Source organism: Streptomyces bungoensis (genome assembly GCF_001514215.1).
Taxonomy (GTDB): Bacteria; Actinomycetota; Actinomycetes; order Streptomycetales; family Streptomycetaceae; genus Streptomyces; species Streptomyces bungoensis.
In genome coordinates, this window is record NZ_KQ948851.1 from 670,270 (window position 1) to 689,734 (window position 19,465).

The 19,465-nt window shown below is 69.8% G+C and carries 13 protein-coding genes and 1 pseudogene; all 14 read right to left on the reverse strand.

All coding sequences use genetic code 11. The features are described from left to right. Positions 1–8: 8 nt before the first annotated feature. Positions 9–3,746 (reverse strand): BREX-2 system adenine-specific DNA-methyltransferase PglX, encoded by a 3,738-nt coding sequence (gene pglX / locus AQJ66_RS02635; RefSeq protein WP_061915753.1) that lies wholly within the window; start codon positions 3,744–3,746, stop codon positions 9–11. A gap of 62 nt (positions 3,747–3,808) precedes the next feature. After that, entirely contained in the window at positions 3,809–8,479 is a 4,671-nt protein-coding gene (gene pglW, locus AQJ66_RS02640; protein WP_061915756.1) for a BREX system serine/threonine kinase PglW, read from the reverse strand. A 261-nt stretch (positions 8,480–8,740) separates the two neighbouring features. Then, a complete protein-coding gene (locus AQJ66_RS02645) occupies positions 8,741–10,111 on the reverse strand; it encodes an SPDY domain-containing protein (RefSeq protein ID WP_058082608.1) in 1,371 nt (456 codons plus the stop codon). A gap of 66 nt (positions 10,112–10,177) precedes the next feature. Then, positions 10,178–11,296, reverse strand: coding sequence for a DnaB-like helicase N-terminal domain-containing protein (locus AQJ66_RS02650; RefSeq protein ID WP_058082609.1), 1,119 nt, complete (start codon positions 11,294–11,296; stop codon positions 10,178–10,180). Next, positions 11,296–12,567 carry a DNA cytosine methyltransferase gene (locus AQJ66_RS02655; protein ID WP_061915759.1) on the reverse strand — a complete coding sequence of 424 codons (1,272 nt, stop codon included), beginning with the start codon at positions 12,565–12,567 and terminating at the stop codon, positions 11,296–11,298. Before AQJ66_RS02655 ends, AQJ66_RS02650 begins: the two co-directional genes overlap by 1 nt. Next, complete coding sequence (locus tag AQJ66_RS02660) at positions 12,564–13,427, reverse strand: adenine nucleotide alpha hydrolase family protein (protein WP_208611278.1); 864 nt, start codon at positions 13,425–13,427, stop codon at positions 12,564–12,566. The genes AQJ66_RS02655 and AQJ66_RS02660 overlap by 4 nt, the downstream gene beginning before the upstream one ends. A 97-nt stretch (positions 13,428–13,524) precedes the next feature. Beyond that, a complete protein-coding gene (locus AQJ66_RS02665; RefSeq protein ID WP_058082611.1) occupies positions 13,525–14,001 on the reverse strand; it encodes a hypothetical protein in 477 nt (158 codons plus the stop codon). Further along, positions 13,994–14,791, reverse strand: a complete 798-nt coding sequence (trpA, locus tag AQJ66_RS02670; protein WP_061915763.1) for a tryptophan synthase subunit alpha — start codon at positions 14,789–14,791, stop codon at positions 13,994–13,996. The genes AQJ66_RS02665 and trpA overlap by 8 nt, the downstream gene beginning before the upstream one ends. A 42-nt stretch (positions 14,792–14,833) precedes the next feature. After that, on the reverse strand, positions 14,834–15,235 hold the full coding sequence (locus AQJ66_RS02675; RefSeq protein ID WP_159052527.1) for a hypothetical protein: 402 nt from the start codon (positions 15,233–15,235) through the stop codon (positions 14,834–14,836). A 262-nt stretch (positions 15,236–15,497) separates the two neighbouring features. Beyond that, positions 15,498–16,094, reverse strand: a complete 597-nt coding sequence (locus AQJ66_RS02680; protein ID WP_061915769.1) for a hypothetical protein — start codon at positions 16,092–16,094, stop codon at positions 15,498–15,500. A gap of 181 nt (positions 16,095–16,275) precedes the next feature. Continuing rightward, positions 16,276–16,734: an XF1762 family protein gene (locus AQJ66_RS02685; RefSeq protein WP_079060030.1), complete on the reverse strand. Its 459-nt coding sequence runs from the start codon at positions 16,732–16,734 to the stop codon at positions 16,276–16,278. Then, positions 16,731–18,524 (reverse strand): type IV secretory system conjugative DNA transfer family protein, encoded by a 1,794-nt coding sequence (locus tag AQJ66_RS02690; RefSeq protein WP_061915772.1) that lies wholly within the window; start codon positions 18,522–18,524, stop codon positions 16,731–16,733. Before AQJ66_RS02690 ends, AQJ66_RS02685 begins: the two co-directional genes overlap by 4 nt. Before the next feature lie 58 nt (positions 18,525–18,582). Continuing rightward, positions 18,583–18,930 (reverse strand): annotated as a pseudogene (locus AQJ66_RS02695) (SPDY domain-containing protein); the annotation flags it as partial. After that, positions 18,927–19,451 carry a hypothetical protein gene (locus tag AQJ66_RS02700; RefSeq protein ID WP_208611264.1) on the reverse strand — a complete coding sequence of 175 codons (525 nt, stop codon included), beginning with the start codon at positions 19,449–19,451 and terminating at the stop codon, positions 18,927–18,929. The pseudogene AQJ66_RS02695 and the gene AQJ66_RS02700, both read right to left, overlap by 4 nt. Between the last annotated feature and the right edge of the window lie 14 nt (positions 19,452–19,465).

Genomic DNA, 19,465 nt, shown 5'->3' on the forward strand with positions numbered 1-19,465 from the left:
CGCCGTACTCAGGCGGACTCTGCGTCGCTTACGGCCTCGGTGACGGTGTCATTGTCGGCGTCGATGATGGACGTCTGGACGGCGGCCTTCGTGCCCGTGCGCGTCTTCGATGTGGCGGCCTTGGACGCGCCGCGTCCACGGCTGACGGCGGACGGACGCCAGGCCCGCAGTGCATCGTCGGTCAACCCGAGCTCGCCCTGCTTCTGCTGCCTGAACGCCAGGATCTCGGCGGCCGGCGACGCCCCGAACTCCGGGTCGTACTCGCCATACCACTGCTCCAGCCACGGCTGCAGCTCAAGTAGCCCGGCCAGGTAAGGCACGAGGTCGTCGTCGCTGAGACCAGCCTGCTGGATGTACGAGGCGAGCGCGAGGGCCTGCTCCAGGTGATCCCAGCCGGCCCACCCGTACAGCTCCGGCGACTGCGCGTTGACCGTGCCGTAGGACACGAACCGCTCCTTGGGCACATCCAGCTTGCCGCGCGCACGCCAGTAGCTCGGCTTCAGGAAGTCCGCCGAGGTGTACTTCGGCGGCACGGGCGTCCGCTCGCGGACCTTCCGCTTGGCGGGCTCGTCGGGCGCCGCGTCCTCCTCCCGCTGCAACTCCCAGACCTGCTCCCAGTCAGCACGCTTCTTCAGCCCGGTCGGCTTGTACCGCAGCGCAGAAACGAACGGCACGTGCTCCTCGGACAGCAGCTCCCGCACGATCTTCACGAGGTCCTGCCGGGGTGCGTACAGCTCGGCAACGGACGTGAAGTCCTCGTCGGCGGAGAGATTTTCGGCGAGGCGGGCGAGGGTGGTGACGGTGGGATTGCCGCTGGCGTCGAACCAGTGCGCGCGGTCCTCGACCCGGTCGAGCAGCCAGGACTTCAGCGCCTTCTGCCGTATCGCATCCCAGCCCTCGGTGGCCCAGCGTCGCTTGTACTCGGGACGCTCCACCATGCCGATGGCACGGTTCGACTCGATGACCTCGATCCGCCTCCGCACGAGCGCCTGATAGTCGGCGGGCCAGTGCGCTGGGATCTCCGTGATCGGCGTCGAGGCGTGTCGCTTGAACCACTCGCCACTGGCTTCACCGGCCGCAACCCGCCGAGCGAGCACAATCTCGAAAGCCCGCTCGCCAAGGGCAAGTTCGGGCACGGCGGAGGTATCGGGCAGGCGCAGATCCTCGGAGTGAAGGTCGTAGAGGGAGTACACCTGCCAGTCCAGCTCCTCCTGGAGGGCGATCATGCGGCCGCGAATCGAGTCGTAGCGAGCTTGGGCAGCGCGGAGGGTCGGAGCAAGGGGGGTGGCCTTGGCAGCGAGGGCGGCGGGGGTCGTCGCTGCGAGTTGCTGGGCAAGCGAATCGAGCTCCCCAGCGAGGGCGACGGGGTACTTAGCAGGAAGCGGGAATTCTCCGACCTTGCTGCCGGTGAACTCGTAGAAGCGTTCCCACGCCTGTGACTTGTAGCCCTCGTTTACGCCCTGGCTACCCTTGTCATGGCTGACCATCTTGAGCCAGAACCCGGCCGTGGAGCTATTGAGCAGCCCGAGCAGTCGCACGTGATCCTGCTCAGTCGCCCCGTCTCGCAGCTTAATTACAGGTGCGTGGCGATTAAAGACACTCCCACCTCGGTCCAGAACGAAGTGGTTATGGGTGGAGACAAACGCAAACATTACCGACAGGGGTGTAGCGTATGCCGATGATGTGAATTGCATGTAATCCCACCAGTTGAGGCCAGCGGCGGCCATATCCCCCTGGAAGGTACGCCGCTCCCTGAGGAGCGTTCGGTAAGGCCAGAGTTCCTCTTGAAGCTGTTCTGCCTTCATTCCCTCCGCGTACGGAAACCAAATGGAATCCTCTGCCGCGGCATGCCAATCTCTGACGACGTCACCAGTCAGAAAGGGAAGGAGGCTCGACTTGTCGGCTCTGGTTTGGTATGTGGGACGGCTTGGCCTAACGTAGGCGCTATCGGCGCCTACGCGGACGGCGCGACCGATACCAGGGTCGATGATATTCACCAATGACTTTGCGGTCGCCGCTGACAGGGCTTCAACCAACTCCAGTCCGCCATCAGCCAGGATCCACGGTTGTTTCCCGAAATACCGACCTCGCTCCAGGTCGTCCACTGACACCCACTGTCCCGCGCTCCCCGGTCGGTCGATCAGCTCAACGATCGCCCGCCACACCAGCCCCTCCGCTTCCTTCCCCTCCTCCGGTGCCGAAGGCTCCCCTTGCACGCTGCGTACTGTCCGGATCGTCGCCTGCCGCTTCGATCCCTCCCTTGGTCGCCCGACGAGAATCACCGTCGGCGTCCCATGCCCCGGGATGACTGCCCCCGACGTGTCGATGACCTCCGTCAGCTCGACCTTGTGCGCGAAGTACTCTTCGATGAGCGTGGTGCCGAACTCTCGCTTCATGAACGAGTTCGCCGTGATCTGACCGACCATGCCGTAGCCGTTTCCGTCAGCTCTGCCTCGCTTGGCCAGCTCGAAGAACCGCTGGGCGAAGGGGACGGAAAGCGCGTATGTTCCCGCGCACGCGTCGTACAGCTCCCGGTACAGCTGGTTCAGTTGCTTGTCCTTGACCGTGATGTATGGCGGGTTGCCTACGACCACGTGGTAGCGCCCCTGCTCCAGGATCCCGGGATGCTCGTGCACGTCCTCCGTCGCGTACGAAAAGTCGGCCAGCGGGTCACCGGCTGCGCTGCCGCCCTCCTCCTCAAGGGCGAGCCCCAACTGCAATTCCAGCTGCCGGTCCTTGATGAGCGAGTCGCCGACTGCGAGCTGGATGGGCCACTCGTAGCGCCGCGCCTCCTCGAAGGTCCGGATGCCGCTCGCGGCCATCGCCGCGACCAGGAGCCGGAAACGGGCCACTGCGACCGCGAACGGGTTGAGGTCTACCCCGTGCACCGAGTTCAGAGCCGCTCGCACCCGCTCGTAAGCGCCGACCTCAGGCCGCTGCTCGGCCCACATTCGCACAAGCCGCCGGAATGCGCCGAGCACGAAGTGGCCAGACCCGCACGTCGGGTCGATCATCTTCAGCTCTTCGAAGCCGAACTCCCGCACTGCCGGGGGCATCGTCCGGTCGAGGATGAACTCCTCCACGAACTCCGGTGTCTGCAGCAGCGCATACGTCTTGCGGGCCGTCTCGCTCAGGTCCTGGTAAAGGTCGCCCAGGAACCGGGTGTTCCAGCCCTCGGTGCCGTCCTCGCTCAGCGGGTCGCTGAAGTCGTGCACGAGGACCGGACCGCCAGCCCCTTCGTCCCCGCTGGAGCGCTGCTCCCGCCAGAACGCGAGCAGTGCACCCGCCCCGTCGTGCGAGAGCGGGATCTGGTAGAGCGGGTTGTGGTCACGATTGAAGAGCAGCCGCCCGGCCTGCCCGGCGCCCAACTCAGCGAACGCTGTCTCCAGCCATCCTCGGTACGTCGGGTCGGCGTCCTTCTCTAGATACTCCTCGTACCGCGCCTGGGCGGTCTCGCGTCCTGAAACGTGAGGGGAGGTGATGTAGGGCTCGGCGATCAGCCGGTTGTCCTCGCTGAACCGCACGAAGACCGTTCCGAGCACCCAGGCCACCGCGACCTGGGTGATCCGCTCGCCAAGCCAGGCGTTCCACGTCGCCGCCGTACGGCCCAGCTTCCGGGCCTGCTCATACTCGCCGCGCAGCCGCGTCCCGACCTCGGGGACGGCTTTGACCTGCTGTTCCAGATCGGTCTCTGCCGCCTTGACCTGCTTCTGCAGGTCGGCGAGGAGGATCTTGCGGTCGATCACGAACGGCTCCTGAGGAGAAAAACGAGAGGACGGAAGAAGATCAGGTTAGGAGGAGGGGCGGGTCAGGCGTCCGGCTCGAGGTGTTTGCGCGCGACCCAGGCGTCAGGCACAACGATCCACTCGTCGAACCCCGCCTGGTACGGAACACTCTGCCCGGCCAACCGCGGCGCCCGTGCCGGATCGGACTGGGCGACGAGCAGCCACAGCGGGCTGCCGCCCTGCCGAGCCTCCTCCGCGAGCCGCCCGATCAGGTCGAGCGCGTCGTAGCGGGCCAGCACCGCAGTGTCGGTGAGCAACAGCGGACCATCGGCCTCCGCCAGCTGCTCCCGAAGCCGCGGCTCGATCCGCCCCCACGCCTTGTCGGTGCGTATGCGCAGCTGCTGGTGAGCCCGACTACCCGGCTCTGCGGCGTCCGCCTTGAGGACGGTCTCCCAGGTCGGACGGGCAGCCTCGCCGACCACGCCGCGTAGTTCGGCCACGAACAGTCCGGTCACCGAGACCGGCCGAGCCCTGTATGGTTCGCCGGCCAGCCGCCGCACCGCGTCCTCGGCCCGCCGCTGGGGCACGGTCAGGACTCGGAAGCCGTCCTGCTGCGCCGAGTGCATAAGTCGCTGCTCAGCCTTGACGGCAGCGGCGACGGCCGCGTCCGCGTCGTACTGGGTGGGGGCGGAGCGGCGAGCCGCCGAGGCGCCCCAACTCGCTGAGGTCAGCCCGGCAGTGGCGTCCCCGGAGGGGCGATCCGGGATGAGCCGGAGCACCTTGTCGTAGCGGGTGGCCAGTTTCAGGTCGAAGCCGGCCTGCTTCAGGGCGCGGACCAGGGCGCTGCCCGTGGGCAGCTCGCGCGGCGCCAGCGGATCGGTGCCCAGGTCGGGGAAGCGGGTGGCGACCCGCTTGTGCAGCGCGTCCACCGTCAGGCCCGGCTGCCGCTCCTCCTCGACGCCCGGCTGGACGGCGACCACGCCGGCCTGGGTGATCCGCAGTGCACGCACCAGGTCCAGGTCGCGCGGGTAGATCTCCAGGCGCGGGGTGAGCGCGGCCCGGGTGGAGGCGGCGACCGCGATCTCGGCCGTGCGCCGCTCGTCCCAGCCCAGGCTGCCCGGTGGCCGTCGCACCGCGTCCAGCTCGGTGAGGACCGTGCTCGCCGTCGGCAGGGACTCAAGCGCCGCGAGCCGGTCGGCCCGTACGCCCAGGTTCAGCGCGTACTCCTGCAGGGCGGGCAGCGCCGGGGTGTCCGGACCGTCCACGTCCTCCCGGACATCCAGGGCGAGCAGGCCGAGTACCGGATCGGCGCCCTTGGGCATGCGGGCGTGGAAGTAGCGGAAGAGCGGCGGGGACTCGTTGTCGTAACTCTCTCGTTCGACCACCGCACGCAGCAGCGACAGGGCGAGTGCACGCCGGTTGCGCCGCTCCACGTGCTGGGTGCCGCGCCGGGCGATAAGCGCATCGGCGAGTTCGATCACCGGGGCCACCCGACCGCGCTCAGCCAGGAGCTCCACCAACTGCTCACGGAGCAGCCCGAGGGCTGCGTCCTTGTACCAGCGCTCGCGCGCCTTCTTCACGATCTGCGGGATCCGGCCCGCCGTCAGGCCGACCGCATCGGCGACGTCCCGCTGCCGGACCCAGGCCAGGCCCCCGGGCAGCGTGCCTGTCTCATCGGGCAGCCTCAGCAGCAGCCGGATTGCTTCGCGCTCCTTGGCGTTGGAGCGGGCACTACCGCTGGACGGCTTCGGCACCAGGCGGGCGGCGAGGGCGTCCAGGCTCAGGCCGCCCAGCACCTGCGGGTCGGTGACTTCCCCGGTGACCGACTCCGCGACCGCCCGCTCCAGGTCGGAGAGCTCCTGGCCCGCCGCCTTGCGGGCCTCCGCGCTGAGCGGCGCGGGAGCCGCCTTGCCCAGACGTGCGTTCCACTCTTTCTGCCGGCGCTGGATCTCCTCCCGGGTGCGCGAGCCCATGCCCGGCGCGGTGAGGAACTTCTTCGCCGAGTAGTCCAAGACGTCACCGACGGTGTTCAGCCCCATCGCGAACAGCTGCGACTGCGCTGCGACCGTCAGACCCGCCACCGACAGCGGCGTTTTCCGGTCGGCGCGCTCGGCCTGCTGGTCGCGGACCTGCTCGGCAGAGACGTCGTCATCCTCCCGCCCGATCCGCGGCTGCGCAGCCGACCCGGCAACTGCGTCGGTGCCGCCGTTCGCCCCGCGCCCCGACTTCTCACCGTGCCCGGTGCTTGGCGCCGTCGTCTGCTGTGCGTCCAGGAAGATCCGCTGCCAGGCACGTTCCATCGGCTTGAGATCCGGGAAGCGGTCCTTCACATCCCGGGCCAGCGCCTTACGGAAGAACGCCACCAGGCCGTCCCGGACGGCCGGCTCGAAGGCGTCTGCCGCAAGCTGCGGGTACGGCCACTCCTTCGCATCCGTCTGCCGGGCCGTGACCGAGCCGTCGCCCCAGCGGGGCAGTTCGTTCGAGGCCATCTCGTGCAGCGTCACGGCCAGCGCGTACCGCTCGGCGTGCCCGTCGTACGAGCCGCGCGTGATGATGCCCACGAACGGGTCGAGATAGCCTTCGGTGCCCGCCTCGATCTCCTTCGCCGGGTACCCGGCGAGCGAGAAGTCGATCAGCACCAGCTGCCGGGTGCCGTTGGGGCGGACCCGGATCGCGATGTTGTCCGGCTTCAGATCCCGGTGCCAGATCCCCTCCGCCTCCAGGTGCTCCACAGCACCGAAGAGGTACTTCCCGTATGCCTCCAGCTGGTCCATGCCCAGGCGGCCGTTGTCCCGCAGCTGGCGGGCCACGGTGTCCTCCCGGCGGCGCGGCCCCTTACTCGCACTGCCGTCCTGGTCCTTCAGCTCCCGGCTGTCGCCCACGTACTCCAGAACCAGGACCCGGCGCCCGGCCAGTGTCAGCGGCTGCGGTTCGTACAGCGAGATGATGCTGGAGTCCCTGTGGATCCGGCCCAGGACCTCCGCCTCACGATCCAGGACAGCATGCTTGGCCTCGCTCAGCGCGACCTTCAGCACGGCCACTGGCAGGCCGCCGCTGCGCCGAGGCTCGCCCTCCAGATCCCGCACCAGGAAGGCCCGCGCGGTCGAGCCTGTACCGAGGCGGCGCACGACTTCCCAGCGTCCGGCCAGTACGTCCCCGGCCACGGCCTCCAGCGGGTCCTTCTCCGGCTCGGATCTATTCTCGCCTGGACCGCCGTCCCCGCCCGCGCCTGCAGCCGCATCCCCGCCGCCCGGGACCTCCTCGACGAATGCCTGCTCGACGTACTCCAGCATCTCCAGGAAGTCGTCGACCGTGGACAGACGCCGACCCGGTTCGTACGCGGTGGAAGCCTCCACCAGATCGTCGATGTCCGGATTGAGACCGTCGACGAGCGCGCTGGGACGCAGACTCTCGCCGGCCTCCAGACGTGCCATGACCTCGCTCTGGCTCGCGCCAGGCGCTTGCCCGGTCACCAGCAGATACGTGAGCACGCCGAGCCCGTACACATCGAGGCGTACTGGATCGGCCTTCGGAATCCTCAGCTCCGGAGCCAGATAAGGATCTGCCTGCTCGGCGACATGGAACCCCGTCACGTTAGTCGGAGCCAGGGTCAGCGGCCGGCCGCGGCTGGAGCTTTGCCCAGTGGCGATCTGCCAATCCGCGATCTGCGTCCACGGACGCAGCCAGCGCTGCTCCTCGCCGAGCTCCCGCCCGCGTGGACCGCGGTCGCGCGGAATCACATGCACCGCGTGCGCCGACAGCGTGCGGTGGTGGACCCGCCGGGAGTGCGCGGAGCGCACCGTCTCGGCAAGCTGCCGCACCAGCGCGAGGCGCCCCTGCAGGTCGAGACCCTCACCGTGCTGGACCAGGTAATCGTCCAGGCGCAGCGTCTCCGGGTGGTAGTCGAAGAGGATCGCGGGCCCGGCGGGATGCCCCGACGGCAGATAATTCTTCAGCTGTACCGCACCGGGATGACGAAAACGGCTGAGTACCGATGCCTCGCGGGCGGCGGCACGCTCCACCGAGCGCCGCTCGTCGTCGGAGGCACCACGTTCACTGAGGAAGACCCGTACCCGTGCCAGATCGTGCAGCTGGGAATGGCGTCCCAGATAGTCGGCCCAGGACGGCCCGGAGTCGAACGCCTTCGCCTCCAGGAGGTAGGAGCCCACCTCGTGCTGGCGGCGGATCGGTGCGATACGGAGCTTCTTCAGGGCTGCATCGACAAAGCGGGATGCCTCGGCTGTGATCTGGTAGCGGGCGTCTCCCGGCGGCACGGCCAGCATCTCCACCAGCTGCTTGACCGTGAACACGCCGTTCATGTCGGCAGCCGGAAGGTTCACCTGAAGCTTGTCGTCCGTGAAGCAGACAGCCTCACCCACCCAGATCTTCGTTCGGTGCGCGGGCCGACCGGAGACGCCGTTGATCAGGCCCGACAGCTCCTTGGCCTTCCGGTTCGCCAGGTGCAGCGGATTGCCGTGCCGACGGCTGGTCCCGCTGGGCGTGGTCTGCACCCAGTCGTTGCCGCCGCCGTGGACCGAGCCGTGCCAGTCCTTCAACTCGACCAGGAAGACCCCGGCCGGCGCTACCACCAGAAGATCGACCTCACGGACGTGCCCGCTGTTCGCGGTGAACATGAAGTTCGTCCAGGCACGCCACGGCTCCTCATCTGGCAGACGTCGGCGGATCGCCTCAAGACCACGGCGCTCGTGCTCATACTCGGACTCGGTGACCGTCGTCCACCGGTCTTCCAGCATGCGGCTCCCCGTCCGTGTCTGTAAGCCTGCCGCAGTTCCTGCCGCTGCGTTCAGGAAGCACAGCTCAACCCTCGGACCGAATCCTAAAGGGTGTCACTGACATCAAGAGCGGCCTGAGCGTGCTACGACCGAGGCCGCGGAATCCCAGACCCGGCGTTGATGGAACGGGGCAGAGTGCGCCGCGAACGAATGTGCGCGGGATCGCCGGTTTTACCAACCGGCGATCCCGCGCTACGTTGCCGCGCTCGTGTGCGCCAATGATCAGCGTGAACGGCTGACGGCTGGGTCGGCCGTAAACATGGGCGTGGCCGGGGGACTGGTAGCGAGGCTGGTCCTGTGTTCGCGGCCCGCAGGCTGTGCCTGGTGCGTGCCGGTCTCGTGGGCGAGGGTTTCGGCGAGGCCGGCCAGCAGTGAACTCGGGGTGTGCGGGGACGCGGTGATGGCCCAGGTGGGCCGGTCCGGTCCGGGGCCGGCCCAGACGGTCCAGGTGGCCAGGTTCTGATTCGGGTGTTGTGCTGTGAAGGCGTCGAACTGGACGCCCACGTTCCCGTCGGGGGATGTCCAGCGGATCCATCGCCCGTCCACGGTGTGCTTCCATCCGGCGTCGGAGAGCGGCTGGGTGGCCGCGGTGACCATCTTCTCGTCCACCGGGACGCCGGTGGTCGTGTCCCAGCCGTCGCCGTCAGCGAGGTGGGTGAGCAGATCCTGCAGCACCGGGGCGGGGGTGGCGCCGGTCGCGGTGAGGACCCACATGCGGTCGGAGACGGGCGTCTCATAGGCCGCTACGGTCCAGGCGGTCTCGTGGGCCGGGGTCTCGTGGACGCGCTCGATGCGCAGGGTCTGCGACTCGTGGATGGCGTGGGTCGTGTCATCTGACCAGGTCCGCCACTTCTCGAACTCGCCGTGCCTGTCGAGGAAGGAGTCGAGGAGGGCGTCGTGGTCGCCGGCATCGGCCAGGTAGACGGGGACAGTCTCCGGCTCCGGGCGGTGAGGCCCGGGTTTCGCTGCACCGAGGTCCAAGGTGGCGCGGGCCTCGACGGCGGCGCGCTCGGCGTCGGTCAGAGGTGCCGGACCGGGGCGCATGTCGGTGCCGTGGACCTTCTCGAAGGCGAGCAGGGCCTGAGTGGGTGAGTCGAAGGTGTCGGCGACCTGGCGCAGGTGGTCCTCGCCGTGGAGGTAGACGGACTTGCCGCCCCGGTGGAGGTACGTGCCTACCGCGACGGTGGTGTGGCCGTCGTGGGCGTGTGCGTGGATGAGGAGATGGCCGTGGCGGATGTCGTCGTGGATCTTCTGCGCCTGGTTGGAGACCTCGCGGATCTCGCTGCGGGTGCACCACGGCATCGGATAGTTCGCCCAGGTCCATTCCTCGTCCATGGCCTCCCGGAGTCGAGGGGTGATTTCGACGGTGATGCCGTCGGCGGACAGGTGCTTGGCTGCGTCCCTGGCCCAGTAGGGCTCCTCGTGGTCGATGCGGGCCAGGACCAGGACGTTGTCGGCTGCGACGGTCCAGTCGGCTGCCTCCAGAGCCATGAGAGCAATGCGGGCCTGACTGCCGGTCAGGACGGCGGTCACGGCGCTGGGATGGGTGGGGTGGGTGTCGAGGCGGACGTGGGCGTCGATAGGGGGAGTCACGTGGGGGTGTCGTCTCTTCTGCCGGTGGCCGGGCCTTCGGGCCCGGCCACCGGCGTGTGCGGGGTGCTATCGGGTTGCTCGCGCGGCGCGGGCGGCGTGAGCGGCCGTCGTGGTCGGCGGACCGGCGCGAGTGGCAGGTGCCGGCCGCGGCCGTGGTGGCGGGACAGTTCCGGTGGCGTGCTGCCAGCGGGTGCGCACGGCCCTGATGTCGGCGAGGGAGCGGCGGGCGCCGACCACAAGCTGGAACGGGGTGTTCGCCGGGTCTCCTGCGTACGCCGAGATGCGCCGGCCGGCGTGGTCGGCGGTGGCTAGGAGGGAGCGCTGCAGGGCGCGTTCGGCCCAGTGCTCCACGGATCCGGCCGGTTCGGCCAGCAGGCGGAGCACCTTGCTGGGTTCACTCGCGTTGTCGAGCAGGCCGCGCTGTTGGGCTTCCCATAGGACGGTGACGGGGTCGACGGGCTCGCGGCGGCGGGCCAGGGCGGTCAGGCATTGCCACAGGCCGGCGTGCAGGGGCCGGGTGAGGTCGTCGGGGAGCAGCCACCGGACGGACTCGATGTCGGCGGGGTGGGCGGTGGCGGTCGCGAGGAGCAGCTGCTCCTCCTCGGCTGCCTCGGTGTGGTCGGTGGTGATGGCCGGCGGCGGTGCCGCGGTGCGGGGGAGCACTCCGGCGCGCGGCGGGAAGCGGCTCGTGATGTCGTCCACGACCGCGGCGAGCGCGTCGGCCTCGGCGAGCACTGTCTCGACTGGGTGCGGGAGGGACGCGTCGTTGACAATCTGGGTGAGGCGTTCGGCGGCCGTCTGCAGGCGCCGGCGGGCGTGTTCGGCCTCGACCATCCTGGCGTAGGCCGGTGCATGGCGGGGCCAGGGGCAGACCTGGACGAGGGTGTGCAGGTAGGAGGCGGTCAGTCCGCGCGCCTGCTCGCGCCCCGTGGCGAGCACTTGGTCGAGCCACTTGGTGTTCTTCGCGTGCTCGGCGGGGTCGGGCGGAGGCAAGGTGCTGATGGCGGCGAACAGGGCGGCGTGCGCGGGGGTGGAGAAGGAGTCGGCGGCGATGCCGGTCACGTCGCTGAGACGGTGTGGATCCAGGAGAAGGGCGCCGAGGAGGGCCTGTTCGACGTGGAATACCGGCTGCGGCGGTGCGATGGCGTCGAGGTCGTCTTCTTCGGGTTCGGGGACGTGGGGCATCAGGCTGCGAGGGTGAAGTCGTCGGGGTCGAGGGTGACGCCGAGGTGCGGGGCGAGGAGGTGGCCGGCGAGCAACGGGGGCACGGCGTTGCCGATCTGGGAGAACTGCTGGCCCTTGTTGCCGGCCCAGGGGTAATCGGCGGGGAAGGTCTGCAGGAGGCCGGCATCGCGGGCGGTGATCCGGATCGGCTCCGGCACCGCCGACGTGTCCGTGTCGTCGGTCGGAGGCGAGGCTGGTTCGGCGACCCGGGTGCACTCGTTCGCGCGGTGCCCGAAGAACAGCGTGCCCGCCGGCTCGGACAGCGGGCGGACGGTGGCGTTGGCCTGGTTGTTGCTGCGCAGGGACCAGGACCAGCGGTGGGCATCGGCGGTGAACGTCGGCGCCGGAGCGTCGGCGGCACGGTTCTGCCGTGCGCCGTGCCGTGCCTTCCAGCCAGTTCCTTCGCGGCGGGACTGCAGGAGAACACCGTCCGGCCTGGGCATCCAGGTGCCGCGCTCCCGGGCGTCGGAGAGCGACTTGCGGGAGCCCGAAGGGAACGGTTCGGGTCCGCCGCCGGGCCCGCCGCCAGCGCAGACGGTGGGAACGGGCCGGTCAGTCGCGCCCCATCCCAGGGCCTCTGCCATGCTGACCCAGCGGGCGCGGCCCGGACCGAACAGCGAGTCAGGCTCGGCGACCTGGGCGTGCGTGGGGGCGGGAGGCTGTGCCGTACGGACCCGGGAGGCGAGCAGGATCGCTCGCCTGCGCGTCTGTGGAACGCCGAAGTCGGCGGCGTTGAGGATCCCGTACCAGACCGAGAACCCCCAGGACCGCAGAACGGCCGCGTACTGCTTCCACAGCGGCAGGACGTCCGGCACTTCCTCCATCGCGACCCACTCGGGCTCGCCGACCGTGTTCAGGGCATGCAGGTAGCGCATCGGCTCGGCCGCGAGTAGGGAGCGCTCGTCGCGGCAGGCGGCGAGGAGGCGCTCGCGGGTGTCGCGTCCGGCGGCGAGGTCCTCCACTGCCGTGTGCACCAGCGGCTGGTCGAGCAGGCCGAGGCGTTTGCCGGCCATGCTCCATGCCTGGCACGGCGGGGAGGCGATCAGCCCGCGCGTGCGGCCGAGGAAGGGCCACGTCGGATACATGGCCACGTCGGTCCGGATCGTCAACTGCCCGGCGGCCACGCGCGTCTTGCAGGCCCATTCGTCCCATTCCAGGCCGACGTCGCGCACACCGAAGACGCCCAGTGCCCTGCTCCAGCCGCCCGGCCCCGCGAAGAGGTCGAGTATCACGTGGCCAGCCCGAAGTCGTCGCGGGTGAGAACGTCCGTGTCCCCGCGGCACGCCCAGGGGGAGCAGCCGTCCACGACGCCGTTCTCCGGCGCGTCGGCTTCGTCCGCGTCTATGCGCAGTGCTGCCCGTTCGGCGGCGGTGACGTGGTCGATCGGCGCCTGGCTCAGCGGGACGCGGGAGCGGTGCAGGAACGCCTCGCCGAGCAGTCGGCTGCCCGAGGCGTTGGCGCGGGCATTGCCTTGCCGGATGGCCGCATCGAATTCGACGACGTCCGCCCACTCGGAAGGGGATGTGTCCCTGATGTGCCTCCACTGCGCATTTCCGTGGAACGGGCATCCCAGGCAGCTCGATTTCGGTGTCTTCGCCAGCCCGAGCGAGGTCAGGTAACGAACGCAGTCCGCTCTGCTCCAGCCAAGGTCCAGGAGTGGATGCCGGTTGCGCATGTATTTCACGTCGGCGTCTTTGGCGCGGTGGAACTCGTCGGTGGAGATCCCCACCCACTGCTCAACGAACACGCCCTTGGGGATGCGCGAGGGGTAGGGGTGTCCGAGGAGTTCGCGTACCTTCTGCTTTATTGGTTTCACCTTGTATTCGCCGGTGCACTGCCTGCGGGTCATGCCGGGCCGCCCGTCCTTGTTCAGGATGTGCAGGGGCATGGAGGCGAAGCGGTGGTCCGGATTCAGGGCGTCGCTGCGAATGTTTCCGGCTGAGACGCGGAGGACCGGTATGCCGGCGGGCTTGGCTATCTCCTGTTCCAGTCGGTCCAGGTGGGCGTAAACGGCTTTGGGTTCCCATCCGGTGTCGGCGCATATCGCGTAGTCGACCTTCGGGAGGATCCCTTCGGCGGAAAGGGCGAGCAGGGTGCTGGACTGAACTCCCGCGCCCAGGGAAAGGGCACGGAATTGAGGCTGATCTGAAATGGTCTGTCCTGGAGATGGGGAAATGGGGGGCGCGCCCTCAATGAGGCTGGTGCGTCAGCCGGCTGGGCGGGATTAGCCGGTCGCGGTGTATGGCGTGGTGGAGGGTGGGGATGCGGTCGAGGAGGTCGGTGGCCGACTCGATGAACTGCTGTGGTGAGGGGCGGATGAGGATGGCCGGCCCCTTCGTGGCGTTGGCTCGGCGGCGTTGGTTCTCCACGGCGCGGGCGAGGGCTGCGGTCAGTTCGGCGCTTGCGTCCTGGGCGGCCTTGGCGATCTGCGCGATGTGGTCGAGGAGCAGCAGCTTCCCGGCCGTGGTGTGCGGCGTGTGCTGGGCGAGGTCGAGGAACAGCCGCAGGGCGGCGCTGGCGAGGTCTTGGGCGTCGTTGATCCGCGCGGCCAGTGCGTGCGCGTGGCCGATGGCGTTGGTGCGCAGGGCTCGGTGCAGGACAAGGGCGTCGGCCACGATCCGGTCGAGGGCCTCGGTCAGGGTGGAGCGATCAGAGCGATCAGGCACGGGTCTCCGTGAGGGTGGTCGGGTGCAGGGCTCGGGCGAACGCGGCCGTCAGGTCCGGGGCTTGGGCAGGGTCGGTGGCCAGGGCGCGGACGACGGGGGTGCCGATGACGACGGCGTCCACCAGCGGGGCGACGCGTGCGGCGAGGGCTGGGGTGGAGATCCCGACTCCCGAGACCACGGGCAGTGGGCTCGCGGCGCGTAGGCGCTGGGTGAAGCCGGCGAGTCCGGGGATGTCGAGCGGGCCTCGGTAGCCGGTGGGGGCCGTGGTGGCGGGTGCGTAGAGCCATCCGGAGGCGCCGGCGACCGCGGCCGGGAGGAGGGGGTCAGGGGTGGTGTGCGGGATGAGGTGTGGGGTGCGAAGGCCCGTCGCTCGTGCGATTTTGTGCCAGCGGGCCGTTTGGTGGGCGGGCAGGTCGACGATCATCACGCCGGCGGCGCCGGCGTCGGCGAACAGGCGGGCCACGTACGCGGGGCCGTGGCGGCTCACGGGCTCCCAGTAGGTCATGACAACGGTCGGCCGGAGGCTGGCGGCGTGTTCGACGGCGCGCACGGCGTGGTCGAGGGCGTTTCCGCTGCGCAGGGCGCGGTGGTAGGCGGTCTGAATGACGGGGCCGTCGAGGGCGGCGTCCTCGGTGGGCAGGCCGACCTCGAACAGGTCGGCACCTGCCTGCGCGAGCTGGTCGAGGTGCTGGCGCTGTGCGGTTGCCGGGTACAGGCCGGCGGGGACGAACACGCCCAGCGCACGGTGTCCTTGGGTGAGGCGGGTGTGGAGGGGATCGGCGGTGGCCAGGTTGGAGCCTGCCTTTCCCGGCGGGTGGGCTGTCGCCGGAGGTCAGCGGCGGCGCCCGGCCGGTGGAGTCGTGGGCGCGGGTGGGCTGGCGGTGTGGCGCGGTTGCGCGGCAGGCGGCACGGGCGCGGCGGGCTGGCTGCTGAAGGCGGGGGCGACGGCGTCGAGGGTCTTGGTGACCTGCTCGTCCTGGTCGTGGGCGTCCCGGAGCTGCTCGGCGACGCTGTCGGGGAGCCGGTCCCGTTGGGCCTGGTACTGGTAGCGCTGGATGATCTCGGTGGCGTTGCGTAGCTGCTCGGCGAGCTGTTGCAGGATCGCGGTCTGCTGCTCGGGGGCGGTCGCGGTGTGAGTGGCCTGCAGGAGCGCGTCCAGGGCGGTGGGCAGCGGATCGTCGTCCGTGGGAAGGCCGTAGAGGCGGGCGTGCAGTGCTTGGGCGAAGACCGTCACGGGGCCGCCGCAGGAGCCGTGATCGTACTTGGCTGCCGCCTGTCGGCGGACGCTGAAACTGACGACCACGTCACGGGGAGCAGCGCCGGGGCGGATCTGGTCGGCAAGCGCGCAGGCGAGGTCATGCGCGCTCGGGGTGTCGGATGACGTGGCAAGACTCCAAGAGGGAAAGCGGTCAACGGCTGGAGTGCGAAGGTGTGTACCGCCGCGCGCCCTTGGCCGCGGCTCGACGATCGTTCACACCCCGACCCCCCGCGTGGGGTCAGCGGGTGCGACGGCGGGCCGCAGGCGTGGTCGGTGAGCCGGGGGCGGCAGCTGACGGGCGGCGGGGAGCGGGAGGGATGTCGGACGGCGTGGGGATGCCGAGGTCGACGCGGACACTGAGACCGTGGGTGTAGGCGTGGGTTTCGGCAGCTGTCACAGCGCCGAGCAGGCGGCGCTCGTCTAGTCCGTCCGGCGGCCGATAGGAAGAGCCGTTCGGGGTGAAGCCGTGCCGTTCCAAGAGGGAACGGGCGGCGGCGGTCCTGGCCGTCACCGCCACGGTGCCGTCACAGAAGTGGAAACGAATCTCCGGATCGGCGACGGGACTGCCGGGGCTCCAGCGGGTCGTCCAGCAGAGATCGATCAGGTCGTGGGTGTGGGCCAGGAGCCCGTACATGGCGACCCCGGCGCGATCGTGCGCGTCCTGGGCAGTGCCCGGGGGGAGCAGGTAGAGCGTGCGGCCGAGGTGCTCGCGGGCGAGGAACCCGGCCTCGGTCAGCAGCCGGTCGGCATCGTGGATGCGGCGGTTGATGATGACGAAGGTGTGCCCGTCGTCGGTGGACCCGATGAACACATCGGGGATGTCCAAAAGAGACACGGTGGTCCAGGGGATCGGGGAACGGGATCTGGTGGCTGTTTCAGCGGGCCCGGCGAGCCTGCACGTGGTGGTACCGCGCCTGCCGAGCGGGACGGCCGCGGCGATGACCGCGTCCAGCGCTGCTGACGGACGTCATGTCGTCGCGTTCGTGGGATGCATAGGTGCCGATGAGCGTGTCTTGTCAGGGCGCTTGCCACAGTGTGCGAGCGATCTGCGAGGTTCCGCGGTCCGTCCGCGGCCGGGACGGCGTGTGCCAGCCCGGCCTTGGAGGACGGTGGGCCAGGACGCGCCACCCCGCGCCGCGCAGCGAGGCTCCGCTCTCCCCTGCCTGCGTATAGGTGATCAGCCGCCGGTATCCGAGCGCTTTGGCCGCTCTCCAAGCAGCTCCGTAGAGCAGGGAGTTGGCGTTGCGTGTGCCGTCACTGGCGGTGCGGGTGACTTCGAGGGTGGTGCCGTCGTCCAAGTGGCGGGCGACAGGGCGGCCGACCACGGCCACGGCGCGCAGGATGTTGGGCTCGTCGGCGGCACCGAGGGAGAAGATCTGTCCGGCGGGCGGCGGGTGGTGCCGGTGCCAGAGGCGGACGAACTCCTTGGCGTCCCGAGAGCGGACGGGCACCAGGTGCAGGCGCGATTCGCTCACGCGGCGGGCCCGAAGTCGGACTGGACCGGTGCGTGCTTGGCGATGGCCCGGGCGGTGATCGCCTTGGATGCGCGGTCGGACGCCGCGGACAGTTCTGCCGCGCCGGGCTCTTGGTACCACGGGCGCAGGTCGAGCATGGCGGCGCGCAGACCGGTGGCGAAGCAGAGGGCCGTGCCCTTGGGCAGGGCGCGGATCTCGTCTGCGGGAAGGATCCGCTGCTGTCGCATCGACACCGAGGTCGACTTGCCGGACTCGGAGTGCGAGGTCGAGGTGGTCTCGACGTCGTGGTCGCCGATCAGGCGGGACAGCTTGTCCGCGAAGTCGGGGTCGTCGATACCGGAGCCGATGACCTTGACGGTAGAGGCGGACCACATGGCGTCCATGCCGGCGTCCCCCCAGACCTTCTGGCCCTGGCGGTAGGACTGCAGGATCGTGATCGGGATGATGCCGCGCGACCCGAGGTGCGAGTACAGGTCCGGAAGGTCCGAGATCTTGCACACGTTGGCGGCCTCGTCGAGGATCGCGAGCATGGGCGGGTCGAGGCGTCCTCCGGCTCGTTCGGCCTGGGCGGTCGCGGCCCGCATCACCGAGTCGGCGCACGCCGCGATCAGCGCCGAGGCTCCGCCTCCGCCGTCCTTGCTGAGCAGGAAGAGGGTGTCGGTGGAGGTGACGAACTCGGACGGCCTGAACTCGGGGACGTTCTTCTGCGGGGTGACCCAGGCGGCGATCTCGCTGTTGAGCAGCGCGGCGGCGTACTGGCGGGCGGTCTCGTAGATGCCGTCCCTGGTTTCCGGCGGTCCTTCCACGGTGCCCTTGAGTTGGGCGGCGATGGCGGTGAATCCGTGGTCGCGGAGGATGTCGAGCGGCGTGCGGTCGGCGGGGAAGGCTAGCCACTGCATGACGTCGGTGATCGGCCCCTCGTCCAGGGCCGCGGCGAGGAAGAGCTGGGCGAGGATGTTGGATCCGGCCTTGGACCAGAAGTCGCCCTGCTGGGAGCCGTCCACGGAGGCGGCGAGGAAGTGGCCGGCCAGCCGCCCGGCGCCGTCGAGGGTTTTGGCGTCCGCCAAGGGGTTCCACCACATCTCGCGTGCGGCGTGCGCGATCTGCTGCGGGTCCATCGACCACACCCGTCCCACCGCGGCGCGGGCGTCGTAGGTGGCGGTGAACGCATCGCCGGCGGCCTTGTTCGAGGTCAGCAGGACCGGGCCGGGCGCGGCGAGGATGGAGGGGATCGCGAGCGAGGTGGTCTTGCCCGAGCGGGGCGCCATGATTGCGACGGCCACGTCCTCGTAGCCCATGCGGATCTCCTGCTTGGTGCCCTGCAGGTTGCCGAGGAGGATGCCGGTGTCGCGGGCCTCGATGTGCTTGGCGTCCTTCAGGCTCGGGCGCAGGGAGCGGGCCTTGTCGGTGATCGCCTTGGCCATCATCGGTTCGATGTCCCGGGCCTTGGCCATGCCGGTGATCTTCTTCTTCCGGCCGCCGCTGCGGTTCTTGTGCCGGGCCCACAGGATGCCCGCTGTTGTCCCGAGGGCCAGGAGGAGGAGAACGGGAACGATGCGTGCCCCGATCAGCAGGGATGTTTCTCCCGCGTGGGGCCAGAGGCGCTGGGGGTGGAGCAGGGCGGTGGTCGGCTGGTACGGCGCCCAGCCGCCTCCGGTGAGGTAGGCGGTGATGTTGCCGGACAGCCAGGCGAGGTGGGACAGGGGGACGACGACGGCCGCGACTCCGATCAGGAGGCGCAGGACGATGTCGTACCCGTCGGTGGAAGTGTTGGAGGAGGTGGGGGGCAAAGAGTTACGTGCCTTCCGGGCGGGGGCGGGGCATTCAGCGGCTGCGGCTGTTCCTGGCCGGCGGCTGGCGCGGCGGGCCTGGAGTTGCCGGCGGGACGTCGCTGAAGGCGGCGATGAGTTCGACCGGGGTGCGGGCGCCGAAACTCGCGTACCAGGCGGGCCGGTCCGCCTCCGCCGCATGGTTGAGGTTCCACCACTGTCCGTCGGGGTCGGGTTCCAGGCGCAGGAGGGCCTTCTGGTCCGGGCTGGAGAGCAGGACGCGGGGCATCAGCGGGTCGTTACCGTGGCTCCAGCCGCAGGCACGGTGCAGGGGGACGGTGATCCAGGCGGGGTCGCCGCCGCCGGCCAGGTGGCGCGGCGTGATGAAGTCGACCTCGACGGTCTCGGGAGTCGAGGGCGTGCTCACTTCCGTGCGGCAGCTCGCCGGTCGGGCGCGGTGGCCGGGGCCGGTGTCGGTGTGGGAGCCAGGGGTGAAGGGGCTTTGCGGGCGGCCGTGTTGATCTCGCGGAGCGCCTTGCCGTGGGTGGCCCAGTCGTCGAGGTAGCTCCACGATTCGGCGTGATGTGCGGCGAGTGCGTCGTCGAAGTCCGGGGTTCCGGGCTTGGCGGTGGCGGGGAGGGCGTCGCGGGTGACCAGCCATTGCTCGTGCAGTTCGTCGAGTCGGTCGAGGGCGTCGCGCAGGACGCCCAGCTGGTAGACCCAGCGGCTCTGCACGTTGGTCTCCGGCAGGTGGGCCAGTTGCGTTTCGGCCGTGGCCAGCAGGTGACGGGCGCCGTACCGGAGTGGCTCGAATGCCTCGGCGGTGTCGGCGTCGCGCTGGCTCGCGCGCCTTCCGTAGGCGTGGTCGTCGTAGGGCCATCCGTCGAGGTCGGTGTGCTCGTCGGAGTAGGCGTCCCAGGCGTCGAGGATCTTCTTGCTGTCGCTCACGTAATGGTCGAGGT

Bases quoted from the DNA above. Each gene is read 5' to 3' on its own strand.
- pglW (WP_061915756.1), bottom strand. From the start codon at position 8,479: ATGCTGGAAGACCGGTGGACGACGGTCACCGAGTCCGAGTATGAGCAC.
- AQJ66_RS02650 (WP_058082609.1), bottom strand. From the start codon at position 11,296: ATGCCCCACGTCCCCGAACCCGAAGAAGACGACCTCGACGCCATCGCA.